Source organism: Hymenobacter montanus (genome assembly GCF_014699115.1).
GTDB classification, from domain to species: Bacteria; Bacteroidota; Bacteroidia; order Cytophagales; family Hymenobacteraceae; genus Hymenobacter; species Hymenobacter montanus.
Genome location: NZ_JACXAD010000009.1, coordinates 170,257 through 196,014 on the forward strand (window position 1 = coordinate 170,257; position 25,758 = coordinate 196,014).

Here is a 25,758-nt window from a genome sequence, read left to right on the forward strand (position 1 = left end):
AAACATTTAGTAATCAAAAGGGTCTTTGCTTTTGTAGGCTTTGTTTGCCTTAGCAAGAGTAACTAAGTGAAAAACTGCGTTTCTGATTCTATTACCAGCTTCTTCGTCAACAACATCAATAAGAATCTTTTTACCCGATGTTGTGCTAATTATCAACAAAGTACCTGGACGCCCGCCATCTAAGTTCAATAAATCAGGTGTCGTAGTCAGTGAACTGCAATCCGGTCGATTGCAAAGGGTTTTCAAATAATAAGAATTTGTCATTAAAGAGTAGCCATCACGATGCATAAGCTTAACTACTAGTCTACCATCTGATGTAACTGTCCAAGTATTTTTTTACCCTTGACTTTGGGTGGTGTGCGAAGCATCACTATTGAGTTTATCATTTAGATAGCGCAAAGTTTCAGTGAATGATTGAGCTGAAACTTTGCCACAAAAACACACTATTAATATCAGAAACAGTAGTAAAATTTTCATAATTAAAACTTTGATTTGCGAACTTTAGGAAAGTCGAAGATATACTACTTAACCGGTAGTTTATCCAGCGCCTGCTGCTTCTTTCCAGCCTCATCCAGCTTCCCATCAATCAGCCCATTGCCGCCGTACACGATGCGCTCGCCCGCCAAAGCCACCAGCGTCACGCGCTTGCGCTCGCCGGGCTCGAAGCGCACCGCCGTGCCGGCTGGGATGTTGAGGCGGAACCCGTAGGCCGCCGCGCGGTCGAACTCCAGCGCCGCGTTGGTTTCGAAGAAGGGGTAGTGCGAGCCCACCTGCACGGGCCGGTCGCCCATGTTCACGACTTCCACATCCACCGTGGCGCGGCTTTCGTTGAGGATGAGCTCATCCGGTTGCAGCTGGTATTCCCCGGGCAGGGCGAGGCTGGCGCTATCGGGCGCGGCGCCGGGGGCCGGGGCGCGACTCAGGCCGGAGCCGTAAAGGGCCAGCTCGGGCGAGCCGGTTTCGCGGCAGATGGGATGGTGCACGGTCACGAGCTTGGTGCCGTCGGGGAAGGTGCCTTCGATTTGGACTTCGTGGAGCATATCAGCCACGCCGGGCAGCACGTCAGCTAAGCCGAGCAGCTGCTTGCCCTTGTCCATGAGCGTGGCCACCCGCTCGCCGTCGCGGATGAATTCCAGCAGCTGCGTGGCAATGAGGGCCAGGGCTTCGGGGTAGTTCAGGAGCAGGCCGCGGGCGTAGCGCTTCTGAGCCACGAAGCCGGCCTGGTGCAGCACCAGCTTGTCGAGGTCTTTGGGAGAGAGGTGCATTGGGTAGAGGGGTAGCTAGAGAATGTAAATAACGTCATGCCGGGCAAAGCCAAGGTATCCCGCTCACGCCGCCTGACGCCGGAGACCTCACCTGCCCCTACCGGGATCCGGTAGGGCGGAACCCAGTTCGCTAAGGCGCGAAGCCAAAAGAGAGGAGAACCGGACGCCTCCATACAGAGCAAGACCGGTGCCCTCTCTCCTGCGGAGAGGGGGTCAGGGGGTGAGGTCCACCAGGCGCGCAATACGGTTTCTACCATCGCACATTTTCATAAATCATCCGGCCGCCGTAGACGATGCAGAGAACTGACGACAACATGATAGCGCTGAATTGCAGCGAGCGGTTGATGCGCATGCGCTTGGTGAAGGGAATGCTGCACAGCCCCGCCACGATGACCATGCCCAGGATAGAGCCCGCGCCAAAGACGAACAGATACAGGACGCCCAGCGGGAGTTGGCGAATTTCGCTCATCACTAGCAGCACCAGCGCGCCGCTGCCGGCCAGGCCGTGGAGCAGGCCCACCGTGTAAGCCAGGCGGTGCGGGTAACGGGTTGGCTTCAGGCTAACGGGCCGCCGCCAGCCAATGAGCCGGCTGGCGCCCATGACAATCAGCATGAGCCCCACCGCGGCTTCGAAGTAGCTGGACTGCAGAAAGGTGGCTCGGCTCAGCAGGATGAGCGAGCCCACTACAACGAGCATGGTGGTGTGCCCCAGGCCCCAGTAAACTCCATCGCGCAGGGCCAAGGCCAGCGTGTCGCGGCGCGAAATCAGATTGCCGACGGCCAGCAGATGGTCGGGCTCAAAAGCGTGGCCCGTTCCGGCAATAAAAGCGAAGAGAATGGGCAACAGGCTTTCCATTGAGCGATTTTAATGACGAAAGATAGGGATAAGCTTTCGTGATATTCATCTTTCTGGGTGTGGCAATGCTGCGCCACGAAAGCCATCCGGCTGAGCTGGTCGAAGCCTCTTATGCTACTGGCGCGAGTTTAGCGCAGCGTAACTCGTGACCGGCTATGATGGGGAGGCTGAGCCTCCCCTGCCGCGCCAGCGGCACGGCGGAACCGCGCCGCCGGGTTGTTCTGCTAGCGACCGGGCTATGGGAGGCTCAGCCTCCCCGGATAGGTCGGCACGAGTTACGCTGCGCTAAACTCGCGCCAGTAGCTGCTAGTACCGCCAGTACCCGCCCGTTCTCCAGCACCAAGTCAGGCCCCACAGGCCGCGGTGGCCTTATCTTAACTACTAGTAACCTTGTAGGGGAATTTAAATTTTCCCGTATTTGCTCACAATTAAAGCTAAAGCGCTGCCTTATCAGCCCCAAGCCGCCGATGTTTAATCTACCAGTGTCGCCCTTCCTTGTTTCATCCTTCCATCTTCTACCGTGAGCGCTCTATTTTCTTCCCTGATTCCGGCCGACGATGCGTCCCGTTTGCGGGCCCTCGAACGCTACTGGCTGCTGGATGCCCGCAGCGAAAAAGTACTGGATGACATCGTGGCCGCCACGGCCCAGTTATTCAACGTATCCAACGCCCTGCTTTCCTTCGTGGAGGCCCAAACGGTGCTAGTTAAGGCGCCATATAACCTTCCCATTCCCCTTGAGCGGATTCCGCGCGAGCAAAGCCTGTGCTCGGCAACCATTTTGCAGAACGAGGCGGCCGTGTATGAGGACCTGGACAAGATTACCGTACCGGGCCTCGACCCCGCCCTAGTTCACCAGCTCGGCCTGCATTTTTACGCGGGCTACAGCCTGCGCGCTCCCGATGGGCACAACATCGGGGCCCTGTGCCTATTCGATGGGACACCCCGCCGGTTCTCGCCCGAGGAGCGCACCTTGCTGGGAGCCCTGGCCGGACTGGTGATGCGCCTGCTGGAGCTCCGACGCCTGCTCGGGCCCCACGCCGGCACTACTGCCATGCTGTGGGAGTTCATTTACAAAGCCATTAGCGAGCAGTTGGCCCACCTCACAGCCCTGGCCCGGCGAGTGGTGCCCACCGCCCAACCCGTGCCCCTGGACCCCGCCCTGGCCCGGGAGGCCGGCGCCATTGTGGGCCTGATCGACTCATTCGTAGCGGGCACCTTGCGGCGAAGCTAGCCCCGAGCAGGCGCGCCGTACTTTTGCGGGGTTTCTGTGTTTGTAGCATCATGGTTGAAGAAAACAAGGTAAAAACCCTCGCTTTGCTCGGTTCGACGGGCTCGATTGGCACGCAGGCGCTGGAGGTAGTGCGGCAGCAGCCGGGCCGGTTTCGGGTAGCCGTGCTCAGCGCCCAGCAGCAGTGGGAGCTGCTGGCCCGGCAGGCCCGGGAGTTTCGGCCGGCGGCGGTGGTCATTGGCGATGAGGCCGGCTATCACCCGTTGAAGGCCGCCCTGGCCCAGCAGCCCGCAACGCAGGTGCTGGCCGGCCCCGCCGCGCTGGCCGAAGTGGTGACCCGGCCCGAAATCGACATCGTGCTCACGGCTGTGATGGGCTACGCCGGGCTGCTGCCCACCGTGGCGGCCATTCAGGCGGGCAAGGACATTGCCCTGGCCAACAAGGAAACCCTGGTGGTCGCCGGCGAGCTGATTACGGGCCTCGTCCGCCAGCATGGCGTGCGCCTGCTGCCCGTCGATTCCGAGCATTCCGCCATCTTCCAGTGCCTGGTGGGCGAGGCGAACAACCCCATCGAGAAAATTATCCTCACGGCTTCGGGGGGGCCGTTTCGGGGCCGCTCGGCCCAGCAGTTGGAGGCGGTGACCAAAGCGCAGGCCCTGAAGCACCCGAACTGGGACATGGGCGCCAAAATCACCATCGACTCGGCTTCGCTCATGAACAAGGGCCTGGAGGTGATTGAGGCCAAGTGGCTGTTCGGCCTGCGCGACGAGCAGATTGATGTGGTGGTGCACCCGCAAAGCATCGTGCACTCGCTGGTGCAGTTTCAGGACGGCTCCCTGAAGGCTCAGTTGGGCCTGCCCGATATGAAGCTGCCCATTCAGTACGCCCTGAGCTACCCACAGCGCCTGGCCAACACCTTCCCGCGCTTCTCGTTTCTCGACTATCCTACCCTCACCTTCGAGGCGCCCGACCGGGCCGCGTTCCCCAACCTGGAGCTGGCGTTTGGGGCCATGCGCCGCGGCGGCAACGCGCCCTGCGTGCTCAACGCCGCCAACGAAGTCGCCGTAGCGGCCTTCCTGCGCGAGCAAGTAGGCTTCCGGCAGATGTCGGACCTGGTGGCGGGGTGCCTGGCGCGGGTTTCGTACCTTGCGGAGCCGTTGCTGGCCGACCTGGTGGCCACCGACGCCGAAACGCGCCGCGTGGCGGCGCAGCTAATTAAAAATTAAAAATGATGAATTAAAAATTGGGGCTGGCGCATTGAATGCAGCCTTTTCCTCCTTTTTTCATTCAGTACTTGATAATTTTTAATTCGTAATTTTTAATTTTTAATTTGCTATTTCCTTGGCTATCCTCACCATGATTGGCCAGCTTGTGCTGGCCCTCTCCATCCTTGTCGGCTTGCACGAATTCGGCCATTTTGCCTTTGCCAAGCTTTTCAAAATTCGGGTCGATAAGTTTTACATCTTTTTCGATTTTCTGTTCCCCATGCCGGGGGTACTGAATTTCGCTCTCCTGAAAAAGAAGATTGGCGAGACGGAGTACGGCATCGGCTGGTTCCCACTGGGCGGCTACGTCCAGATCCACGGCATGGTCGACGAAACCCAGGACGCCGCGGCGCTGGCGGGCCCGCCCCAGCCCGACGAGTTCCGGAGCAAGCCCGCCTGGCAGCGCCTGCTGGTTATGCTCGGCGGCATCATCATGAACGTCGTGCTCGGCATCGCCATCTTCTCGGCCATGACCTTTCACTACGGCAACACCTACCTGCCGGCCTCGGAGGCTCGCTACGGCATTCTACCCAACGGCCTGGGCCGCGAAATTGGCTTCCGCACCGGTGATAAGATCGTAAAGATCAACGGCCGCCCCTTCACCGAGTTCGACGACGTGTACAAGCCCGAGGTCATCATGGGCGACAACTCCTACTATACCGTGGAGCGCAACGGGCAGTTGGAAGACATCAAAATCCCGAAAAGCTTCCTCGACAAGTTCGGCAAGCAAAGTGCCGACAGCCTGCTGGTGCGCCCGCGCGAAACCTTCGCCGTGGAGCGGGTGGTGGCCGGCAGCAACGCCGCCAAAGCCGGCCTGCAAGCCGGCGACGTTATCACGAACGTCGCCGGGCGGCCGGTGCAGTTCTTCGACGAGCTACAAGCCGCCCTGCTGGCCAACAAAACCAAAACGGTGCCGGTGGCGGTGCAGCGTAACGGCCAACCCCTGGTCCTGAACATCACCGTCGATAAGGCGGGCCGCATTGGGTTCGAGCGCAAGTCGACGCTGCACGTGAGCACCCGGTACTACTCGCTGGGCGAATCCATTTCACAGGGCGTGAGCAAGGCCTTTGGCGTTATTGGGCTGCAAGCCCGCGCTTTCGCGAAGATTGGCCGGGGCGAGCTCTCAGCTTCCGAAAGCCTGGGCGGGCCCGTGGAAATTGCCCAGCAGTTCGGCGGCACCTGGGACTGGCCGCACTTCTGGGGCCTGGCGGGCGGCCTGAGCATGGTACTGGCGTTCATGAACCTGCTCCCGATTCCGGCCCTCGATGGCGGCCACGTCGTGTTCCTGCTGTACGAGATGATTCTGCGCCGCAAGCCGTCGGACAAGTTTCTGGAAGGAGCCCAGCGCGTGGGCACGGTGCTGATTCTGGCGCTGATGTTTTACGTCATCGTCTTCAAGCAGGTACTCAAGCTATTTAACTAAAAGTAAAGGCGGCCGGATATTCGGCTAACCCCACGGGCCTCCGGCCTCACCGGCCCCCGCGGGCCCGCCATTCTGCTACTCATGCGTTTGCTTGCTGCCTTAGCTGCTTTGCTGCTGCTGTTTCCACTGGCCGGGGCGGCACCGGCCCGCCACGCCTACCACTCCACCATCACGGAGCTGCGCTATAACCCGGCTAAGCAGCAGTTGGAGCTGTCGGTGAAGGTGTTTACTGACGACTTTGAAAAGGCCCTCTCCGCCGGCCAACCCGCCCCCGTGAGTCTGAGCAGCCCCGGCCCGCGCCCGCTGGCCCTGACCACGGCTTACCTGCAGCGCACCTTGCAGTTTAAAACGGCCGCCGGCGCCCCGCTCCCGCTGCAAGTGCTGGGCCTCCAAGCCGAGCAGGATGGCTACTGGATTTACGGCAAGGTGCCATTACCCAGCCCCTTACCTAGCGTGCAGCTGCGCCAAGCCATGCTGCTCGACGTTTTCGGCGACCAAATGAACATCGTGAACATTGAGTCCGGCGGCAAGAAGCAGAGCGCACTCTTCCGCGCCGGCCACGAGCAGGAGCTTATAACGTGGTAAGCGGCTGATTAACTGTATTTACGTCAATAAAGACCCCCCCTGCCGGTTGTGGTGAGCTTCAGGTCGGCCAAGCCAGGTGCCACATGGCGGGCCAGAAGCAAGCGTCTCTTTGAGAAACCTATAGAACAGCACGTCAAGCAGAAGTATGCCAGGCGTTGTTCAGCTTGGCGCTCTTTTTTAGCCGGTCATTTCTGCATCAACTCCTAGAGCGGTTCCCAAGTCAGTGTACCGTTTTTTAGGAATTAAAAATGAAGGATTAAAAATCGGATGGTCAATTTTTTAATTTTTAATTCTTCATTTTTAATTCCTTTCTCCTATGCGAGAACTGCTCTAAGTGTGTATTTGGATTTTGCTCAAACTTGGAGCGTGTAGGGAAAGTAGTAGAGCTGTCTCTTGAACGTCCTGCTCTAGCTGGCAATGCCCAAACAGGCTCTTAGGCGCTTACTTCCGAATTACTTTGCGTCTTGTTTAACCAAGCTTGGTACCAAACTGGCAGTCTAGGCCACGGCGTTGCGCAGGAACTGGCACAACGGCACCATTGCTCGGAACACCTCTAGCGCGTGGGTCCGGAAATCTTCGTGGCTCAATACTTCGGCATCGGCCATTTGGTGCGAGGCAAGGAAGCTTTTATGCTTCAGCAGCTCAATTTCGGGGTGGTCGACGGCATAGCCGGCGGGCGCTTTTTTGAGCTTTTCGCCGGTGAGAGCACCAAAGTAGCGCTGGAAATCCGGCGTGGCCAGCAGGGCTTTTAGCTCGTCGGCATTGTAATCAATCTCCTGGCGAATGGCCGCCAACTGGGTTTTGTCGGGCTGGTAGAGGCCGCCGGCGATGAGGGTATTGCCGTTAGGGCCCAGTTGGAGGTAGTAGCCCGGGGAGTCTATCTCCTTACCGGCCCCGGCCGTAAAATAGACTGAGAAGTGCGTTTTATAGGGGTCCTTGTTTTTGCTGAAGCGCACGTCGCGGTAGATGCGGAAGACGGTTTTGCGGCCGGCCGGACCGGCTAACGCAGGATCAAGCTGGGCGAGCTCACGGGCCCAAAAGGCAGCATCTTCTTCGAACTGGGCGCGAAGCTGGTCGTAGGTGGCTTTGCGCTCCTGGAACCACGGCCGCTCGTTATGCTTGGCCAGCCCAGCAAGGAAAGTGAACAAGGGGGTAAGTTGCATGGATTGAGTTACATGTAAGAACGAGAAACTTTCCCTGGCGGATCGGGGACGTTCGCTTTTAGAATCTAGAGCTTAGAGCTCAGAACTTATAGTTGAGTACCTCGCCTTTTTAGCTTCTAACCGGCTGCTCTCTTAGGTCTGAGGTCTGAGCTCTAGGTTCTAAGCTCTATAGCCTTCGGTTGAGGTTGGTGAGGGGGGATTTTACTCAGTTATCATCTTCTTCGGATTCCTTTTCAACTTTGGCCTCGCGCACGGCGGCGCTACGCCTCGGCGCCGGCATCACGCTGTGCTCGCCCCGCACCGCCTGCCAGATATTTTCATTGAAAGCCAGGTCCGGGGCCGCATCCTCGCGGGATAAGTCGAACTTCTGAGCCCGCCGGGCCGGGCCATTGAAGGCGGTGTTGTGCACATCGAGCGGAGTAGTAGCGGGGCGGAGCTGGTATGGCGCAAAGTTGGGCCGGGCGGTAAAGCAAGCCCAGAGCGGCAGGGCGGCGGCGTCGTACTGGCTCATGGGCGGCAGGCCGAGAATAAGCTCGAGCGTGCGAAGCATGCCGGACGTGGTATAGGCGGTGTGCACTACGGCGTGGCGGCGCACGTAGGGGCCGACCAGGTAGGCCGTCGAGCGGTGGGCGTCGACGTGGTCGGGGCCGTTTTGGGCATCGTCTTCCACAATCATCACCACCGATTCCTTCCAAACGGGGCTGCGCGAAAGGTGCTCGACGAGGCGGCCCAGGGCCAGGTCGTTATCGGCCGCGTAGGAGAGCGGGCTGAGCGCGCCTTTGAGGGCTCCACTAGTGTGGTCGCTGGGCAGGCGAATAATGCTGAGATCGGGCAGCTGGTTGGCGGCCACCAGCTGGTCGAAGTCCTGCTCCCATATCTTCTCCCGGTCCACGTCCTTCACCTTCATATCGAAGCCGGGATACTGCTCGCAGAAGTGCCCCTGAATGGCGGGCAAGCTGGCTTTGCCCTTGTATACAAACTCCCCGTACGAGCGGTAGCTGCGACCCGCGCGGCGGCAGTAGTCCCACAAAAATCCGTCTTTGGGCTCGGCCACCTCGCCGCGGTTGCCCTCGAAATCGTAGTTACCGCCCCGCCCGCTGTAGTTGCTGGGCCAGCTTTTCTCGACGAAGTCGGTCGCGTAGGCCGCCGTGCTCCAGTTGTGGCCATCGGCACTCACTTCGGCATCGACGTAGAAATTGTCGAGCAGCACGAACTCCCGGGTCAGAGCGTGGTGGTTAGGCGTCACCTTTTCCGGGAACAGGCACAGCGAAACGTCGCCGTTGCCGGCCGCGACGTCGCCCAGCACCTGGTCGTAGGTGCGGTTTTCCTTGATGATGTAAAACACGTGCTTGATCGGCGAGGCCGCGCCCACGCGCGGCGGCACGGGGTTGCCGGCGGGCACTTCGGGCGCGGCCTCGCGGGCTTTCGTAAACGGCGTGTTGGCGTACACCTGCGCCGAGAACGTGGCCAGCGCCGCCGCATCGGGCAGCGGCAGGCGACTGAGGGAGCTGCCCAGCAGCCCACCAATGTACCCGGCTCCTTTTTCCCCAACGTCGCGGACCGGGTTGGGCCCATTTGGGTTGGGCTTGGAGGTGCTGCCCTTGCCATTGACGACCAGGAGCTGCGAGCCGGCCACACGCACGGCCGTCGGGTACCAGCCGGTGGGCACAAAGCCCAGGGGTCGGCTGGCGCTGGGCTCGCGCACGTCGAACACGGCCAGACAGTTATTGTCGGCGTTGGCGATAAAGAGCTGAGCGTCGTCGGCACTCAGGGCGACGCCGTTCGGCGTGCTGCCGGCGGGCGAAGCGGGAAACAGGGCGGTATTCAGCGTTTCGGTCACGCGGCCCAAGCGGGTGTCGATTACCGAAACCGAGTTGCTGTTGGCGTTGGCCACGAACAGGCGGCGTCCGTCGCGGGTCAGCGCCATGTCGTTAGGGTGGCTTTCAACCAAAATGCTGGGTTGCAGTTGCTGGCTGGCGATGTCGTAGGGCACCACGGCGTGGCCGCCCCACAGGCTGATGTAGAGCCGGGCACCATCGGGACTGAGCAGAACGCCGTAGGCTTCGGCGGGCAGCTTGAGGGTGCGCAGCACCTGCCGCGTTTCCAGGTCGATGGTGTAGAGCGAATTGTCTTCCCGGGTTACGGCATAGAGCACGTTGCGGCGGCCATCGACGGCCAGGCCGGCCACGCCGATCTTTTGTTTAGGCCACTTATCGCCCAGGACCAGGGCACTGTCGGGCCGCAGTTGCTGGCCGGTCACCGTGAAGCAATGAATTCGATTATGCTGCCCGCCGGAGGCGTAGAGCGTGCGGCCATCGGGGGCAAACGCGAGGCCGGCCCAGGCGGCGGGCACCACGCGGGTATCGAGCAGCCGGCCCGTGGCCACGTCGAGCAGCTGCACCGAATTCTGGCCCCAGCCGGCATTGACCACGGCGGCCAGGCGCCCATCCGGGCTGATTTGCAAGTTCAACGGCAGGTCGCCGAGGGGGGTGGCCGTGCCGGCCGGGCTAAGCTTCCAGCCGTTGGGTAGCCGCGTTTGGCTGCTGCCAGCGATGGGGCCCGGCAACACCCCGGGCGCGTCGGGGGCCTGCCGGGTGCTGGGGTTACCGGTACAGCCCAGCAACAGTAGTGGCAAAGCCAGCAGTGCCTGGGAAGAAAGGGAGCGGGAAGGAAAGCGCATAAGCAAGGGCGCCGCGGAGCAACAACCGCGACAACGGCCACGAAGGTAGGCTGCGAGCCGAGCCTCGCCGAATGCTTAACCCAGAAATCACATACTGAAACGACCCTACTGTCGGTACTTACCTGAGCTGCTAGCAGCTAGTAGGTTCGTTAGGCTCAGCGGCGCACGGCTCAGGGCCAACACTAGCGCTTCCCTTCGGCCTCGGCCAACCGATAGCGGATGTCGACAGCTTCCCTGGTTTCAGATGGGATATCAGCAAAATAAGAGTAATGCCCCGCCGTTGTAGAATCATTCTCCTTCAGTGTTGATTTATTTTTATGCGGGGCCTTCTCACGGGGTGCGTGTTATTCATATTGCCTTTTTTTCAACTGCTGGCTCAGTCTTGCACTTCGCCGGCCGATAGCCTAGGTGGGGCGGCGGGCCCCACGTCAGGGGATTTTTGGCAGCAACAGCTGCGGTTTCCGCGGGTGCGAGTGGCGCAGGCTGGTACCGGGCCCGTGGTGGCCGACCGCCTCCGTACCCACGGCCTCACCCCGCAGCGACTGGAGATTTTTCTGCGGCTCATCAAAACCAATCGGGAGTTGGAAGTATGGGCCCGAAACCAGGGAGCCCGCTCCTTTAAGCTCTTGCACCGTTACCCGCTGGCCGCCACCTCGGGCCATCTGGGCCCGAAGCGCCGGGCTGGTGACCGCCAGGTGCCCGAAGGCTTCTATGAAATCGACCGCTTCAATCCCCAAAGTGACTACCACCTCTCACTGGGCCTCAATTACCCCAACGCCGCCGATCGGGCCCTGGGCGAGCCCAACCCCGGCGGTGACATTTTCATCCACGGCGGCGAGGTCACCATCGGCTGTCTGCCCATCACCGACCTCGGCATTGAGGAAGTGTACCTGCTGGCCGTAACGGCCAGGGCCGCCGGGCAAACGGTGATTCCAGTACATATTTTCCCGTTCCCCATTACCGAAACCGAGCTAGCCAAACACGCCACTAGCTTCCACCAAGCCTTTTGGCGCGAACTAATGCCGGGCTATACCTATTTCGAGCAGCATCACGAGCCGGCGCATTACTAACTTCTGGTATGTTGTCCTAGCGTCTGGCTCCCCTCTCCTGAGGCTTCGCGCCTGAACCGAACCGGGGTCGACCCCGTAGTGGTCACGTGAGGTCCCACGGCCGCGCCTACTTCCAGCCGCCGCCCAGCGCCCGGTACACATTCACTGCGGCATGCAGTTGCTCCCCCTTGGTTTCAATCAGGTCAACCTTCGATTCCAGGGCCTCCCGCTGGGTAAACAGCACTTCCGTGTAGTCCGCCCGGGCCGATCTGAACAGGCTGTTGGAGATGGTGGTGGACTCGTTTAAGGCCTGCACCTGCTTGGCTTTCTCGCTGTAGTTCTTCTGCAGATTGCTGATGTTCGACAGCTGGTTGGCGACCTCGACGTACGCATTCAGCAAGGTTCGCTCGTAGTTGTAGACCGCCTGCGTCTGCCTGGCATTGGCGCTGTAGTACACGGCTTTAATGCCGTTCCTGTTAACCAACGGCGCGGCCAGATCCCCCGTCAATGACAATAGCATGGACTCGGGCAGGTTGGTTAGCAACCCGGGCTGGAAAGCTGCCGCTCCTACCCCGGCGGTGATGCGCAGCGAGGGGTAGAAATTGGCGCGGGCCACCCCCACATCCAGCTTGGCGGCGGCCAGGTTCTGCTCGGCCTGGCGGATGTCCGGGCGGTTCTGCAGCAGCTGCGAGGGAATGCCCGCTTGCACGACTTTCGGCACCAGGTCGTTGAACGCCGCCTGGCTGCGAACAATCGGCCGCGGGTAGCGGCCCAGCAGGAAGTTGAGGTGGTTCTCCGCTTCCACGATGCGCTGCTGGATGCCGTACTGCAGGCTTTGGGTGTTGTGCACCTGGGCCTCGAAGCGGCGCACGGCCAGCTCGGTTACCCGGCCCGCGTCCTTCTCCAGGCGCACGGCTTGCAGCGCGTTGGTCTGGATTTCTATGTTCTGCTTGACGATGCTCAGCTGGTTGTCGAGGGTCAGCAGCTCGTAGTAGGAGTTCGCAATCTCAGCCACCAGGTTGGTCACCATAAAGTTCCTGCCTTCGGCGGAAGCCAGGTAGCGCAGCGCGGCGGCTTTCTTGGCGTTGCGCAGCTTGCGCCAGATGTCTACTTCCCAGGTCGCGAAAGCGCCGGCCTGGAAGTTCGTCAGCGGGTCGGGGGTGCGGCGCTCGGGCTGGATGTCAACGTTTTCCTCCGTGGCTCCCTGGATGGTGTAGCGACCCGCTTTCTCCACCCCGGCGCCGGCCCCCAGGCCAACCGTGGGGAGGTACTCGCCTTTGCGAGCCCGAACCTCCTGGCGGGCTATTTCGACTTCCTGGGTCGTGATATTCAACTCCTGGTTGCTCCGCAGGGCCGTGTCGATCAGGGCCACCAGGTTAGGATCGGTGAAGAACTCCTGCCACCGAACCCGGCCGGAATTGGTGGTTGAATCCTGCACGCTGCCGGGGAAGCTGGCCGGAACCGTGCGGCGCTCGTTTTTTACGACTAATTCGGGGGTTTTGCAGGCTCCCACCGCCAGGGCCAGGCCGGCGGCGCTCAGGCATTGATAAAGGCGCTTCTTAAGCATAAGGCTCTGTTTCTTCCAGTAAAACGCGCGGCTCAACGCCTTCGAATATCGGGGACTCGTTTTCGTCCCGAATCAACTTTTTGTCGCCGGCCAGCGTGCCGAAGAAGTAATACAAGCCGGGGATGATGATAACCCCGAACACGGTGCCAAACAGCATGCCGCCCAGGGCCGAGCTACCGATGGTGCGGTTGCCGATGGCGCCGGCACCCGTGGCCACCACCAGCGGAATCAGGCCGGCGATGAAGGCGAACGAAGTCATCAGAATCGGGCGGAAACGCACCTTGGCGCCTTCAATGGCCGCGGCGCGCACCGACATACCTTCCTCGTGCTTCAAGGCCGCGAATTCCACGATAAGCACGGCATTCTTGCCGAGCAGGCCCACCAGCATAACCAGGCCCACCTGGGCGTAGATGTCGTTGGCCAGGCCAAACATCTTAATGAACAGGAACGACCCGAATACCCCGGCAATCAGCGAGAAGATAACGGCCAGCGGCAGCAGGAAGCTTTCGTACTGGGCGGCCAGCACCAGGTACACGAACACCAACACCACGATAAAAATGATGACGGATTCGTTGCCGCGGCTTACCTCGTCTTTCGACAGCCCCCCCCAGTCGATGGCGTAGCCGTGGGGTAACTCCTGGGCCACTTCCTGCACCGCCTTGATGGCCTCGCCGCTGCTGAAGCCTTCGGCGGCCCCGCCCCGGATGGAGGCCGTGGTGTACATGTTGTAGCGGTTGATTTCGTTGGCGCCCTGCGTTTTCACGATTTTCATGAACGACGAGAACGGCACCATCTCGCCCCGGTCGTTTTTGGCCCACATGTTCAGCACGTCCTCGGGCAGCTTGCGGTACTCCGGCGAAGCCTGCACGAACACCTTGAAGAAGCGCTGGTACTTGATGAAGCCCAGCTCGTAGGTGGAGCCCACCAGCACGGAAAGCGTGTTCATGGCGTTGCCGATGCTCACGCCTTTCTGCATGGCCAGCTCGTTGTCAATCTTGAGCTCGTACTGCGGGTACTTGGCCGAGAAGAAGGTGAACAGCCCGGCCAACTCTTTGCGCTGCTTGAGCTTGGCCATGAACTCCTCGTTCACCTTTTCCAGCGCCTTGTAGTCGCCCGAGTTGGTTTTGTCGAGCAGCTGCAACTGGAAGCCGCCCGCCGCGCCGTAGCCCGGTACTGCCGGCGGCTCGAAGAATTCGATGGTCGCGCCCGGAATCTCGTGGGCCTTTTTCTCCAGGTTCTCGATGATTTCAGCAATCGACTCCTTGCGCTCCGACCACGGCTTGAGGTCGATCAGGCAGGTGCCGGCGTTGGAGCCGCGCCCTTCGGTGAGTACCTCGTAGCCGGCCAGGGTCGAGATGTTGGCGATGCCGGGCACGTCCTTAGCCAAATCGCGCAGGCGGTGCGACACGGCATTGGTTTGCTCCAGCGTGGTGCCGGGAGGCGTCTGCACGATGGCGTAGATGAGGCCCTGGTCTTCGCTGGGGATAAAGCCGGCCGGCAGCTTGGCCGTGATGGCCCAGATGCCCAGGCCGAAGGCCAGCAGCATGGCGAAGGTGATTAGGCGATTGGCCACAATCTTCTCCAGCAGGCCGGTGTAGCTATTGGTCAGCCGCTCAAACCCGCGGTTGAACCAGTCGAAGAAGCGCTGGATGGGCGTTTTCTTCTTAGGCTGCCCGTGGTGGTTTTTCAGAATCATGGCGCACAGCACCGGCGTCAGCGTAAGGGCGACGACACCCGAGATGACGATGGCCGTGGCCATGGTGATGGAGAACTGCCGGTAGAAAATGCCCACTGGGCCGCTCATGAACGACACCGGGATGAACACCGCCGTCATCATGATGGTGATGGCGATGATGGCGCCGCTGATTTCGCCCACTACCTTACGCACCGCGTTATAGGGCGACAACTGTTCTTCCTCCATCTTGGCGTGCACGGCCTCAATCACCACGATGGCGTTATCGACCACGATGCCGATGGAAAGCACCAGGGCGAAGAGCGTAATCATGTTGATGGTGAGCCCAAAGGCCTGCATGGCCACGAACGAGCCCACCAGCGACACCGGTACGGCCAGCGCCGGAATCAGCGTCGAGCGCCAGTCGCCGAGGAACAGGAACACCACCAGGGCCACCAGGATAAAGGCGTCGCGCAGGGTGTGGATCACGTTCTCGATCGAGGCGTCGAGGAAGTTCGACACGTCGTAAGTGATTTTGTAGTCCATCCCGGGCGGGAAGCTGGTTTTCTTCAGCTCCTCCAGCTTGGCCTTTACTTCCTTAATCACGTCGGAGGCGTTCGAGCCGTAGGTCTGCTTCAGCACGATAGCGGCCGAAGGGTACTGGTTCAGGTTGGAGTAGATGTCGTAGTACTCCGAGCCTAGCTCCACGTTGGCCACGTCTTTCAGGTGCAGGTTTTCGCCGTTAGGATTGGCCCGGAGAATGACGTTCTTATACTGCTCCACGTCGTTGAAGCGACCCTGGTAGCTGAGTACGTACTCCAGCGACTGGGCATTCTTGCCGTCGGCGCGGCCGATGCGGCCCGGCGAGCCAATCACGCTCTGTTCCTCCAGGGCCTTCATCACGTCGTCGACGGAGAGGCTGTAGGCCCGCATGCGGTCGGGCTTCAACCACACGCGCATGGCGTATTGCCGGCTGCCCAGGATGCTGGCCCGCCCGATGCCGCTCAGACGCTGCAGCTCGGGGATCATGTTCACGCCGGCGAAGTTGAACAGGTACTTCATGTCCGTGTTCTTGTCCTTCGAGTACAAGTTCACGTACATCAGCATGTTGGGCACCACACGGTTTACCACCACGCCTTCGCGCTGCACCAGCAGCGGCAGGCGGTTCAGCACCTGCGCAATGCGGGTGTTAACGTTCACCACGGCCTGGTCGGGGTTGGTGCCGAGGTTGAAGACAATCTGGATGTTGGCCTCGCCGGCGCTCACGGCGTCGGAGGTCATGTACTTCATGCCCGGCACGCCGTTCACCGCCTGTTCCAGCGGAATGAGCACCGACTCGGTGAGCACCTTAGCGCTGGCGCCGGGGTAGGAGGCGCTCACCATCACCAGCGGCGGCGAAATTTCCGGGAACTGCGAGGTGGGCAGCTGAAAGATGGCCAGCGCGCCCATCAGGACGATGACCACCGAGATAACAATGGCGAATACAGGCCGGCGGATGAATTTACTAAACATATTTTTTTAGCTGTTAGCTTTCGTTGGGAGACAAAGCCGTCAGCCAGCAGCGTTGGCCAATACCCTACTTCAAAGGGATCAGCCAGCGGCTAGCGGCTAATAGCTCAAAAAAGCTATTCGCTGTACACTTTCAGGTTGGCGAAGACGGCCTGGGGCGCTTTGTAGTCGTAGCTGATTTTGTCGCCGTCCTTCACCTTGCGCAGGCCTTCGAGCAGAATCCGCTCGTTGGCGGCCAAGCCGCTCTTAATAGCGTACAGGCCCGACATTTCGGAGCCGATGCCTACTTCCCGCTGGTGCACCACGTTCTTCCCATCAACCACGAAGACGTATTTTTTTTCCAGAATCTCGAACGTGGCTTTCTGGGGGATGAGCAGCGCGTTCTTCAGTGGCACCGTCATGAGGATGCTGCCGGTCTGGCCGTTGCGCAGCAGGCCGTCGGGGTTGGGGAAGGTGGCCCGGAAAGCGATGTTACCGGTTTCGTTGTTGAAGTCGGCCTCAATGGTTTGCACCACGCCGGGGTAGTGGAATACCTCGTTGTTGGCCATGCGCAGCTTTACGTGCTGCGCCTTATCGCTGGCCTTGGCGTGGGCCTTATAGGCCAGGTACTCGGCTTCCGGCACGTTGAAGTACACCCACATCTTGCTGTTGTCCGAGAGCGTGGTGAGCAGGTCGCCTTCGTCTACGAGGCTGCCGAGCCGGGCCTGGAAGTGGTCCATGATACCGCTGAATGGCGCCCGAATAGTGGTGAAGCCCAGGTGCGTCTGGGCCAGCCCGACTTCCGCCTTAGCCTTTTCCAGCTTGGCCTGCGACAGGGCCAGCTCGTTGGGCGACACAATTTTGCCATCAGCCAGCTTTTTGGTGTTCTGATACTCGATGGCCACGAACTTGGCTTCCGCCTCGGCCTTTTTCAGCTCGGCCTGGTAGAGCAGGGGCATAATCTGAAACATGACCTGTCCTTGCTCGACGTGCTGCCCTTCGTCGACGAAAATCTTTTCGAGGTAGCCTTTTTCCAAGGCCCGCATCTCAATGTGCTGAATGGAGTGGATTTGCGACACGTACTCCTTGGTGACGGTCGTATCCTTTTGCAGGGGACTGGTAACCACTAGCTTGATTCCCTCTTCCTTAGCCTGCTGGTGTTCCGAGCAACTCGTGGCCCCGAACAGCGCAGCCAGGCTCAGGAGCAACAGCTGCTTGGCCGGTGCTAAGCCGAGCTGGCGAAACTGACTTTGGGCGGCAATACGTCGGCCCGCCCCGGCCCAGCTTAGTAGTACGCCGGGCACCAAAAGAAAGTGGCTCTCATTCGGCCGTCGGCTGGCCTGCCGGCTGCCCCTTAGCGTCGGCAGCCATTCTAAGAAAACCCTCAAATTCAATGGCATGTAGCGGAGTATTAATAAAGAAATAGTCACAAACCAAGACCCGGGCTAGCGTGTCCAGGCCTTATTCCGATGCAAAACACGCCCTTCTATCATGAACATTTGGTGAGCAAAAGTGCCCGCGAACCGCGGCAGATGATAAAATGAGCTTAATTTCGCTTGACGCCTCGCGCACTCCCGTACGAATAGCCTCGGTGTTTCACCTTACACGCTTAGCATGAACGTATTGATTATCGAAGACGACCGCGCCCTGGCGCGTGAGCTGGGCCTATATCTGCACAACGAGCGGTACCACTGCGACTTTGCCCGCACCGGCCGCGAGGCGTCGGAAAAGCTGTTCGTCAACGAATACGACTTCGTGCTCCTCGACCTGAGCTTGCCGGATCAGGATGGCTTGCAGCTGCTGGCCGAAATCCGCCAGGAGCATAACCAGCAGGCGTCTATCCTGATTTTGAGTGCTCGCGGCACCGTGGACGACCGCATCAAAGGCCTGGACCTGGGAGCCGACGACTACCTGCCCAAGCCCTACTCCCTGCTAGAGCTGGTGTCGCGCATGCAGGCCATCACGCGGCGCAAGCACGGCGTCAAGCAAGACGTGCTCGAGTTCGGTCCCTTTGCCCTGAACGTAAGCGACCGAACCCTGCGTCACGGGGAGACGGAGGTGGTCATCACCAAGAAAGAATTCGATCTGCTGCACTACCTGCTGCTGCACCGCCACAAAGTGCTCACCCGCCTGCAGCTGAGCGAGCATATCTGGGGCAACATGATTAGCGACAGCGACGAGCGCGACTCCAACTTCATCGACGTGCACGTGAAGAATCTGCGCCGCAAGCTGGCCACCCACGCCGCGGGCGACTGGATCGAGACGGTGCGCGGCGTGGGCTACCGCATCCATACCACCCCCGAGGCGTGAAGCTGCGGCAGAAGCTGGTGCTGCTCAGCACCCTTTCCAAGGGCCTCATGGCGGCCGTACTGCTGCTGGGGCTGCCCTGGCTGGTGCAGACTCTGACCCTCAACCACACCGACCAAGCCCTGCGCAAGGAGCTCCGGCGCGTGCAGGTGCGCATCACGACCACGGGCATGGCTGAGTTTCTCCCGGGAGCCATGGGAAACGGACATGTGCACTACGACTTGCTGCAAGACGAATACATAGAGCTTCGACCCATTACCGAAGCTGCCACCGGACGTGATACGGTGCGCGACACGGTGGCCACGCTGCCCCGACAGCAGTACGGTGTGCTGGTGGACTTCCGCGTGCTGCGACACCAACTCCGGCACAATGGGCGCACCTACATGCTGGAAATCGGCAAGAGCATCGCGTCGATAAAGGATATGTACAGCCTGCTGCGAACCCTGGCCGGCTACGCCTTGCTGTTTGTCATGCTGAGTACGCTGCTGCTGGAGCTGGGAGTTATCGGCTACTTGCTGCGGCCCGTCGACCAGATTGTCGCCCGGCTGCGGGCGGTGCGCGGCCCGGGCCCCCCCCTCCCCCCCCTGCGCACCAGCACCTCGGACTTTCAATACCTCGATGACACCATTCAGCAGATGCTGCATACCATCCGGACGGTATTCGAGCAGGAGCGGGAATTTATTGCCAATGCCTCGCACGAGCTGCTGACGCCGATTTCCATTCTGCAGAATCGTTTTGAGAACATGCTGCAAGCCGGCAACCTGCCCGAGGAAGCCGAGCTGCAGCTCGTGTCGTCGCAGAAAATCCTGCAGCGCCTCACGGCCACGTTGCGCACCCTGCTGCTGATTTCGCGGGTCGAAAACGAGCAGTACGCCCGCACCGAGCCGGTAGCCATGGCCGAGCTGCTCGACGAAGCACTGGAGGAGTTGGAAGACCGCCTGCTCGACCGCGGGCTCACCGTTCACCGCCACCTGGCGGCCGCGCCCGTCGTGCCCAAAGGCAACCGCTCCCTGCTGTTCACGCTGCTCTACAACCTGCTCAGCAACGCGGCCAAGTACAACGAACCCGGCGGCAGCATCAGCATCCGGGGGGAAGTTCACGCTAACAGTCGCTACGAGCTGCGCATCCACAACACCGGGCCGCCCATCCCGGCCGAGCAGCTGCCGCACGTGTTCCAGCGGTTCCGGCGGATTCACACGGGCAGCACCGAGGGCCACGGGCTGGGCCTGGCGCTGGTGAGTACCATTGCGGACTTCCATGGCCTCAGCCTGCAGATCCAGTCGGGCGAGGAAGGGACCGTCGTATCCCTGCAGTGGCAGCAGGGGCTGGTAGCCTAGCCGGCAGCCGGACTCGTGAAAAGCTCTGCCCGGCTGTGCGGGGCCGCGAGAAAGCAGCCGGCCGCCAAGTGGGCATTAGCTGGCCATCGGCTGGATGAAGTAGGCGAGGCTGGATTCTGTTCGTCACCCTAGCCGAGTGACACTTCCTGCTGCCGCTGGCGGTGCCAGGGCGCGGGCACGGCGGTTGGTTGAGCCAGCCCGGGAAACTTCCGCGCCGGGAGCCTGGTACACCGGTCGGCACGATTTTTTCGTTTAGCTCGCCAACAACCCGCTTATTTTCCCGCATGAACCGCTTCTTTCTCGCTCTCCTTCCCTTGCTGCTCACCGTGACGGCGCGCGCTCAGCGGCCGACCGACCTGTGGTATTTCGGCCAGCAGGCCGGGCTCACGTTTGCCGAGGGCAACACCCCCAAGCCCCTCAACGACGGCAAGATGACCACCTACGAAGGCTGCGCCGTGGCCACTACAGCCAAGGGCGAGCTGCTCTTTTACACCAACGGCGAAACCGTGTGGAACCGTAACCACACGCCCATGCCCAACGGCCACAAGCTGATGGGCAGCGGCAGCAGTACCCAATCGGCCCTCATCGTGCCAGACCCGGGGTCGGGCAACGTGTTTTACATCTTTACGGTGGCCCCGCAGGGCACGCCCAACGGCTTGCGCTACTCCATCGTGGACATGACCCGCGATAACGGCCTCGGCGACTTGCCCCGCGTGAACCTGCTGCTGGTGCAGCCGGTGGCCGAAAAACTGGCTGCCGTGCGTCACGCCAACGGCCGCGACACCTGGGTAGTGGCCCACCGCTGGAACTCCAACGCCTTCGTGTCTTACCTCGTCACAGCCGACGGCGTATCCGCCAAACCCCTTATGAGCAACGTGGGCAGCATGAACGCGGGCCCCGGCCGCAATGCCATCGGGGCCCTGAAGTTTTCGCCCGACGGCCGCCACCTCGCCGCCGCCCTCTGGCGCGAGAGCAACAAGTTTGAGCTCTACGACTTCGACCGCAACACCGGGCAGGTCAGCAACGCCAGCAGCTTTGGTCCTTACGCCGAGGCCTACGGCGTCGAGTTTTCGCCCGATGGCTCCAAGCTCTACGGCACCTGCAACGGGGAGGGCGGCGGCCAAACCGAAATCTGGCAGTTCGACCTGGCCACCAAAGCCAAGACCCTGGTCGGCAAATCGGCCAACCGCAAAATCGGCGCCTTGCAGCGCGGCCCCGACAACCGCATCTACGTGGCCCGCGAAGACAACCCTAGCCTGGGCATCATCGAACAGCCCAATACCTTAGGCAAGGACTGCAAGTACGTCGACGAAGGCCTGAAGCTCGGCGGCCGGCGCAGCAAGCTGGGGTTGCCGGCCTTCGTGGTGGTTCCGTAGCGGGTAGTGCGAAGAGGCCGGGAGAAGCCGTACTGTCGAGCGCCGCGAAGCATCCCGTTCGCTTCTTTAAGCTCCCCGCTCCTGAGGCTTCGCGCCTGAAGCGAACGGGGTCGTACCTAAATAGAGCCTGCCCTACCAGGTACGCCCCCGTAGGGCTGACGTGAGGTTTCGCGCCAGCTGCACCACGCGTGGCTCTACACCTTGATTACTTGTTCGCAGCAAACTTGATCCGCAGGAAACCCAGCGCCACCGAATAGTACGGAGCTTTTTCGCTGAAATAGCCCGTTACGTCGCGCGAGCTGACGCCCGCCTCCCAAAGCGGGGTTATGAACGTGAAGCCCAGCGGTAAACTGGTACCATAGCCTGCCCCCCCGCTCAGGCCGCTGCTCAGGCGCACCCAGCTGACCGGCCGGTAATCGACGCCCAGCCCCACGAAAGAGGAGGTGAGGTTACCCGCCACTTTATTAAGCGGCGCGGTGAAATCCAATCCAAACTCGAATAAGGTGTTGAGGCGAACTCCCGCGCCCAACCGTAGTTTGGCGGGTAAGGCGGCAACGCGCTTTTGCTCGGCGGCGTAGGTGAAGAAATTGTCGGCGTTGGAATCCAGCTGCTTAGCGATTTCCTTGATCACGTCATAGGTCTGCACGCCGTTGCCGGTAGTAGGCTGAAGCACTTGGTCGCTGGCGCTGATTACGTTGCCGGTCCACGTCATCGAGCCCATATCCGTAACGGAGGCCCCTACCTGCACCATTTTGCCGACTTCGGCCGACAAGCCCAGATCGTAGCCGTGGCCGGAGCCTACCGGATCGAGCCACCCCGACCGGGTTTTGGCGTTGAACTGCGGACTGCTGGCCAAACTGCCGTAGTTGATGTCAAAAATCGGCGACAGGGCCGAGTAGGCCGATAGCTTGCCGCCTTCCACCCGAAGGTCGGCAATGCCCACGCCCTGAATGTAGCGATAGCCCGCGCCCACCGACAGCTTAAAGCTGGGCTTATCCAATACCCGTACCCCGTAGGCGACATTGTACTCACTGGTCCAGGCCAGCTGAATGACCGTGCCATCCAGGAAGTTGGACAGCAACGGGGGCGGCAGCGTCTGGGTGCCGATCACCGTGGTCGGGTAATAGGGCTGCACGCTGGCGGCGTACTTGCCATTGATAATAACGTCGGCCGCGTTACGGTTCAGTGCCAGGTGGACGCCCACGCGCTGACGGTTGCTGAAAGCCAGGCCGCCCAGATTGTTGGGCAAGTTCAGAGCAAAGCCGAGCGTGGTAACGTCGGCGTTTACCTTTAGGGCGTTATCACCTTCCAGGCCCTTCACCAGCTCGGCCCGCTCGGCCGGGCCAATAGCCTGGCTTCCGTCGTAGAGCAGGTGCTTGAGGAGGGTTTTCGACAGCGTGCGCGACGCCAGGCCCGCGCCGCCTTCCAGCACGGTAAAAGATACTACCGATTCGCTCGGTCGCCCCAGGTTGGCCGGGTTGATACCGATGACCTGATAGTCCTGGGCAAAGCTGTTGATGACGCCACCGCGGCCCGTGGCGGTAAAATTGCTCAGCTCGTTTTGGGCCCGCACGCCGGCGGGCAGGGCCAGCAGGACCGCGAATAACAGGTGGTGTAGGGGTGCTTTCATTCAGAAAATAAAGTAGGCGGTTTAGCTTGCGACCAGATTAAAAATAGACCAAACGATTATAACGCAACGGCCGTGATGAAACGGGAGTAGCTGTAAAAGCCCATTTGCGGGAAAGGATGCAAACGGTAGGCCGAGCCGCACATTGCTATTATAGCCCATGAGCTTCTCCTCCCGGCGTTCTCGTAGCACCCTATTCAGCACAAGCATTTTATTCTTTTCGTGCCATCAATCGTATCGCAAGCTAACGCTTACTCGCCAATATGCTGCCCCCCAAACGTCTTTCCGCCGCTGATTACGCCGCGGGCGTCCTAGCTGGCAGCCGCACGGTGCTGGGCCGCGCCATCACGCTGGTCGAAAGCACCCTGCCCGCCGACCAGGCCCTGGCCGAGGAGGTGCTGCAAGCCGTACTGCCCCACACCGGGCACAGCCTGCGCGTGGGTATCACGGGCGTACCCGGCGTGGGCAAAAGCACGTTTATCGAAGCCCTGGGCCGTTATTTGGTTGAGCACCGGGGCAAGAAGCTGGCCGTGCTGGCCGTAGACCCCAGCAGCCAGCGCGGGGGCGGCAGCATTTTAGGGGATAAAACCCGGATGCCGTGGCTGGCGGCCCACCCGGCGGCCTTCATCCGCCCCTCCCCGGCCGGCGGCAGCCTGGGCGGCGTGGCCCGCGCTACCCGCGAGGCCCTGCTGCTCTGCGAAGCGGCCGGGCACGACGTTATCTTCGTCGAAACCGTGGGCGTGGGCCAGTCGGAAACCACCGTACACGGCATGGTGGATTTCTTCCTGCTGCTGCTGCTGGCCGGCGCCGGCGACGAGCTCCAGGGCCTTAAGCGCGGCATCATGGAAATGGCCGACGCGCTGTGCATCACCAAAGCCGACGAAGGCAACGAGCCCGCCGCCCGCCGCGCCCGCATCGACTACCAAAGTGCCCTCCACTTGTTTCCGCCCCCACCCTCGGGCCAGCCGCAGCCTGTGCTGCTGACCTCCGCCGTGCGCGGCACCGGCCTAGCCGAAGTGTGGGCCGTGGTGGAGGCATATGCCACCGCCACTCAACAGAGCGGCTACTTCCAACAGCGGCGGCAGCAGCAGCAGTTGCAGTGGCTGCACCAGAGCATCGCCCAGGCGCTGGAGGCTCGGTTTTACGCCGATGCGGCGGTGCAGGCCCGCTTGCCCACCGTACAACAAGCCGTGGCCGCCGGACGACTTACCCCGTTCGCGGCGGCCACGGAATTGCTGGCATTGTCGGGTGGTGCCCGCGTTACAACGACGCCGTAGCCAGCCCGCTCTCGACGCGGTGAGTGGTGGTTTCGCGCACGGCGATGGTAGTGGTACCGGGGGCCTTGCTTTCGACCTGCACGGTGTAACGGTAACGGTCAGGCCCTACCCGCAGCACCACGGCGTAGCGGCCGGAGGGCAGGTTATCAAACTTCAGGCGGGTGCCGTAGGCGGGGTCGCTGTGGGTTTCGTTGAGAATCCAGGTGCCGTTGTCGAGGTGGACAACCTGGATGCGAGCCGGCTCTTGGGAGGGGTTGTTGATGCGGATGCGCAGGCTGGTGGCGTCGGGCTGTGTCACCTGCACGGGGGGCGTCTGCGGTGCGGCCTGGGGCTGGGGCGCGGCCGTGCCCGTGAAGCTGGTGGTAAGCAACAGGCCGAGCAAAGCCGGGCGGAGGATAGCTCCGGGGGCCGAAGCAGTTTGTTTAGGAGCCAACTGGGCAACCGGGAAGTTGAAAGAGGTTTTCATGACAAGGAGAAAAAAGGGAATGAATGGAGAATTGATGCTACCCAGGCAGGTCCAAAACAGCAGTTCTGCTCATGTCCGGTTTTGAGCAACTGCTGCCCAGGGGCATTACCCTAAATTCCATTGCCGTGCCAAATCTACAATCACCTGATTTACATGATATTTCGCCTGATTATGGCTTATAGCTAACCGGAGAAATATGTTCGTTGCCGGGCAAGTGTTCGTAAGTGAACACTTGCCCGGCAATAGAACCGGCAGCAAGTAACCAGGGGCAAGTATTCCGGCTGGAAATGCCGGTTATCTTCGGTTCAAAGAATACCTTCAGGCAGCCGTAAGCGGACTGTCAGCTCACGGCCCAGCAGCAGACGGCGAAGGAAGAAAGTACATGAGCCACTCAGAAGCGGACTCAGTCAAGCCGGTTATGTTGGAGCAACACATGGTTGCAGCTACTCATTGAACGAACTTCTCATAAGCTCGTCAATGTCGGCTAATCAGCTTATGATATATAATCTTAGCGTAAGGTGGCTAGGTCTGGGATAAGGTTAGTGGAATTTCTCTGCCACTGGTCTTGATGGGTGGAGTGAATGCGACTCAATCTGTTGCTAGCTGTATGCGCAGACGGCGGCTTTTGAGTAGCCGGTCAAAAGTACTGGTATAGAGCAGGAAGTTCTGATACACACGAGTACTTATGATACAAGCGCTTAGTCGTCGGTTTCAACCCCCGCTGGCCCGGCGTGGGGGCAGCTACGGGTGCCTACAAGGGTGCTCGATTGCAGAGGCTGCTTTTTCATCCATGCCAGTTTCATGGCAGTACAACCTTGTGCTGTGATGCGCTACTTGAGCGTAGTAAGGACATTTGGCGCAGGTCAGCATAGGTTATCTGGTAATCGCCGTTCGGCAGGGGCCACAACTCGATTTCCATCCCGCCGTCGAACCAGCTACGCGCGTGGGGGACTGGTCCGTGGGTATAGCTGCCCGGCCCATACGTGGCCCCAAGGGTGGCAGACACTGATTCCATCCGACGCGGCCAAGCCGGGGTTCTCTAGCGTCAGCACTAGGTTGTACGGACAATTAACGAAGCCATAACAGGGCTGAGACGAAATGCACCATTCCCAAGAAGCTGGTGGCCG

19 protein-coding genes are annotated in these 25,758 nt (G+C 60.7%); 9 read left to right on the forward strand and 10 right to left on the reverse strand.

Annotated elements, in window-relative coordinates; translation table 11 throughout:
• Nucleotides 1–6: 6 nt before the first annotated feature.
• The 3 genes from IC235_RS10185 to IC235_RS10195 all read right to left on the reverse strand — a co-directional run bounded on the left by IC235_RS10185 (nucleotide 7) and on the right by IC235_RS10195 (nucleotide 2,121).
• A complete protein-coding gene (locus IC235_RS10185; RefSeq protein WP_223847189.1) occupies nucleotides 7–288 on the reverse strand; it encodes a hypothetical protein in 282 nt (93 codons plus the stop codon).
• Between the two features lie 233 nt (nucleotides 289–521).
• Nucleotides 522–1,265, reverse strand: coding sequence for an urease subunit beta (locus tag IC235_RS10190; protein ID WP_191005070.1), 744 nt, complete (start codon nucleotides 1,263–1,265; stop codon nucleotides 522–524).
• 250 nt (nucleotides 1,266–1,515) lie between these two features.
• Nucleotides 1,516–2,121 (reverse strand): HoxN/HupN/NixA family nickel/cobalt transporter, encoded by a 606-nt coding sequence (locus IC235_RS10195; protein ID WP_191005071.1) that lies wholly within the window; start codon nucleotides 2,119–2,121, stop codon nucleotides 1,516–1,518.
• A 520-nt stretch (nucleotides 2,122–2,641) separates the two neighbouring features.
• On the opposite strand from IC235_RS10195, the gene IC235_RS10200 reads away from it, so the two are divergent.
• The 4 genes from IC235_RS10200 (at nucleotide 2,642) to IC235_RS10215 (ending at nucleotide 6,622) form a co-directional block, all read left to right on the forward strand.
• Nucleotides 2,642–3,352, forward strand: a complete 711-nt coding sequence (locus tag IC235_RS10200) for a GAF domain-containing protein (RefSeq protein ID WP_191005072.1) — start codon at nucleotides 2,642–2,644, stop codon at nucleotides 3,350–3,352.
• A 50-nt stretch (nucleotides 3,353–3,402) separates the two neighbouring features.
• Nucleotides 3,403–4,575 (forward strand): 1-deoxy-D-xylulose-5-phosphate reductoisomerase, encoded by a 1,173-nt coding sequence (locus IC235_RS10205; protein WP_191005073.1) that lies wholly within the window; start codon nucleotides 3,403–3,405, stop codon nucleotides 4,573–4,575.
• A gap of 115 nt (nucleotides 4,576–4,690) precedes the next feature.
• The gene (rseP, locus tag IC235_RS10210) at nucleotides 4,691–6,037 is read left to right on the forward strand and encodes an RIP metalloprotease RseP (protein WP_223847190.1); all 1,347 of its coding nucleotides are present in this window, start codon (nucleotides 4,691–4,693) and stop codon (nucleotides 6,035–6,037) included.
• Nucleotides 6,038–6,118: 81 nt separating this feature from the next.
• Nucleotides 6,119–6,622: a DUF6702 family protein gene (locus IC235_RS10215; protein ID WP_191005074.1), complete on the forward strand. Its 504-nt coding sequence runs from the start codon at nucleotides 6,119–6,121 to the stop codon at nucleotides 6,620–6,622.
• Between the two features lie 497 nt (nucleotides 6,623–7,119).
• On the opposite strand, the gene IC235_RS10220 is transcribed toward IC235_RS10215, so the two are convergent.
• Together IC235_RS10220 and IC235_RS10225 are read right to left on the reverse strand one after the other, a co-directional pair.
• Nucleotides 7,120–7,785: a DUF2461 domain-containing protein gene (locus IC235_RS10220; RefSeq protein ID WP_191005075.1), complete on the reverse strand. Its 666-nt coding sequence runs from the start codon at nucleotides 7,783–7,785 to the stop codon at nucleotides 7,120–7,122.
• A 205-nt stretch (nucleotides 7,786–7,990) separates the two neighbouring features.
• Nucleotides 7,991–10,465 carry a bifunctional YncE family protein/alkaline phosphatase family protein gene (locus tag IC235_RS10225; RefSeq protein WP_191005076.1) on the reverse strand — a complete coding sequence of 825 codons (2,475 nt, stop codon included), beginning with the start codon at nucleotides 10,463–10,465 and terminating at the stop codon, nucleotides 7,991–7,993.
• A 353-nt stretch (nucleotides 10,466–10,818) separates the two neighbouring features.
• Between IC235_RS10225 and IC235_RS10230 the strand changes: the two genes are divergently transcribed.
• Complete coding sequence (locus IC235_RS10230; RefSeq protein ID WP_223847191.1) at nucleotides 10,819–11,535, forward strand: L,D-transpeptidase family protein; 717 nt, start codon at nucleotides 10,819–10,821, stop codon at nucleotides 11,533–11,535.
• Nucleotides 11,536–11,641: 106 nt separating this feature from the next.
• Here the strand turns inward: IC235_RS10230 and IC235_RS10235 are convergent, their stop codons facing one another.
• From IC235_RS10235 to IC235_RS10245, 3 genes are all read right to left on the reverse strand, one after another.
• A complete protein-coding gene (locus IC235_RS10235; protein WP_191005077.1) occupies nucleotides 11,642–13,081 on the reverse strand; it encodes a TolC family protein in 1,440 nt (479 codons plus the stop codon).
• Nucleotides 13,074–16,265 carry an efflux RND transporter permease subunit gene (locus IC235_RS10240; protein ID WP_191005078.1) on the reverse strand — a complete coding sequence of 1,064 codons (3,192 nt, stop codon included), beginning with the start codon at nucleotides 16,263–16,265 and terminating at the stop codon, nucleotides 13,074–13,076. Before IC235_RS10240 ends, IC235_RS10235 begins: the two co-directional genes overlap by 8 nt.
• 113 nt (nucleotides 16,266–16,378) lie before the next feature.
• Nucleotides 16,379–17,452 (reverse strand): efflux RND transporter periplasmic adaptor subunit, encoded by a 1,074-nt coding sequence (locus IC235_RS10245; RefSeq protein ID WP_223847200.1) that lies wholly within the window; start codon nucleotides 17,450–17,452, stop codon nucleotides 16,379–16,381.
• A 403-nt stretch (nucleotides 17,453–17,855) separates the two neighbouring features.
• Between IC235_RS10245 and IC235_RS10250 the strand changes: the two genes are divergently transcribed.
• The 3 genes from IC235_RS10250 to IC235_RS10260 all read left to right on the forward strand — a co-directional run bounded on the left by IC235_RS10250 (nucleotide 17,856) and on the right by IC235_RS10260 (nucleotide 21,261).
• Entirely contained in the window at nucleotides 17,856–18,551 is a 696-nt protein-coding gene (locus IC235_RS10250; protein ID WP_191005080.1) for a response regulator transcription factor, read from the forward strand.
• Nucleotides 18,548–19,885 carry a sensor histidine kinase gene (locus IC235_RS10255; protein WP_191005081.1) on the forward strand — a complete coding sequence of 446 codons (1,338 nt, stop codon included), beginning with the start codon at nucleotides 18,548–18,550 and terminating at the stop codon, nucleotides 19,883–19,885. The genes IC235_RS10250 and IC235_RS10255 overlap by 4 nt, the downstream gene beginning before the upstream one ends.
• 284 nt (nucleotides 19,886–20,169) lie before the next feature.
• On the forward strand, nucleotides 20,170–21,261 hold the full coding sequence (locus IC235_RS10260) for a TolB family protein (RefSeq protein WP_191005082.1): 1,092 nt from the start codon (nucleotides 20,170–20,172) through the stop codon (nucleotides 21,259–21,261).
• A gap of 205 nt (nucleotides 21,262–21,466) precedes the next feature.
• On the opposite strand, the gene IC235_RS10265 is transcribed toward IC235_RS10260, so the two are convergent.
• Nucleotides 21,467–22,891 carry a DUF5723 family protein gene (locus IC235_RS10265; RefSeq protein ID WP_191005083.1) on the reverse strand — a complete coding sequence of 475 codons (1,425 nt, stop codon included), beginning with the start codon at nucleotides 22,889–22,891 and terminating at the stop codon, nucleotides 21,467–21,469.
• A 260-nt stretch (nucleotides 22,892–23,151) separates the two neighbouring features.
• Here IC235_RS10265 and meaB point away from each other — a divergent pair, with 260 nt between their 5' ends.
• Entirely contained in the window at nucleotides 23,152–24,165 is a 1,014-nt protein-coding gene (gene meaB / locus IC235_RS10270) for a methylmalonyl Co-A mutase-associated GTPase MeaB (RefSeq protein WP_191005084.1), read from the forward strand.
• On the opposite strand, the gene IC235_RS10275 is transcribed toward meaB, so the two are convergent.
• On the reverse strand, nucleotides 24,149–24,631 hold the full coding sequence (locus tag IC235_RS10275; protein ID WP_191005085.1) for a hypothetical protein: 483 nt from the start codon (nucleotides 24,629–24,631) through the stop codon (nucleotides 24,149–24,151). The two genes, meaB and IC235_RS10275, sit on opposite strands and share 17 nt — an antisense overlap.
• Nucleotides 24,632–25,758 lie beyond the last annotated feature (1,127 nt).

What these genes read in the sequence shown, in the direction of transcription:
- IC235_RS10185 (WP_223847189.1), bottom strand. Translation starts at nt 288, where the DNA reads ATGCATCGTGATGGCTACTCTTTAATGACAAATTCTTATTATTTGAAA.
- IC235_RS10220 (WP_191005075.1), bottom strand. Translation starts at nt 7,785, where the DNA reads ATGCAACTTACCCCCTTGTTCACTTTCCTTGCTGGGCTGGCCAAGCAT.
- IC235_RS10275 (WP_191005085.1), bottom strand. Translation starts at nt 24,631, where the DNA reads ATGAAAACCTCTTTCAACTTCCCGGTTGCCCAGTTGGCTCCTAAACAA.
- IC235_RS10235 (WP_191005077.1), bottom strand. Translation starts at nt 13,081, where the DNA reads ATGCTTAAGAAGCGCCTTTATCAATGCCTGAGCGCCGCCGGCCTGGCC.
- IC235_RS10260 (WP_191005082.1), top strand. Translation starts at nt 20,170, where the DNA reads ATGAACCGCTTCTTTCTCGCTCTCCTTCCCTTGCTGCTCACCGTGACG.
- IC235_RS10265 (WP_191005083.1), bottom strand. Translation starts at nt 22,891, where the DNA reads ATGAAAGCACCCCTACACCACCTGTTATTCGCGGTCCTGCTGGCCCTG.
- meaB (WP_191005084.1), top strand. Translation starts at nt 23,152, where the DNA reads ATGCTGCCCCCCAAACGTCTTTCCGCCGCTGATTACGCCGCGGGCGTC.
- IC235_RS10215 (WP_191005074.1), top strand. Translation starts at nt 6,119, where the DNA reads ATGCGTTTGCTTGCTGCCTTAGCTGCTTTGCTGCTGCTGTTTCCACTG.
- IC235_RS10190 (WP_191005070.1), bottom strand. Translation starts at nt 1,265, where the DNA reads ATGCACCTCTCTCCCAAAGACCTCGACAAGCTGGTGCTGCACCAGGCC.
- IC235_RS10205 (WP_191005073.1), top strand. Translation starts at nt 3,403, where the DNA reads ATGGTTGAAGAAAACAAGGTAAAAACCCTCGCTTTGCTCGGTTCGACG.
- IC235_RS10250 (WP_191005080.1), top strand. Translation starts at nt 17,856, where the DNA reads ATGAACGTATTGATTATCGAAGACGACCGCGCCCTGGCGCGTGAGCTG.
- IC235_RS10195 (WP_191005071.1), bottom strand. Translation starts at nt 2,121, where the DNA reads ATGGAAAGCCTGTTGCCCATTCTCTTCGCTTTTATTGCCGGAACGGGC.
- IC235_RS10225 (WP_191005076.1), bottom strand. Translation starts at nt 10,465, where the DNA reads ATGCGCTTTCCTTCCCGCTCCCTTTCTTCCCAGGCACTGCTGGCTTTG.
- IC235_RS10240 (WP_191005078.1), bottom strand. Translation starts at nt 16,265, where the DNA reads ATGTTTAGTAAATTCATCCGCCGGCCTGTATTCGCCATTGTTATCTCG.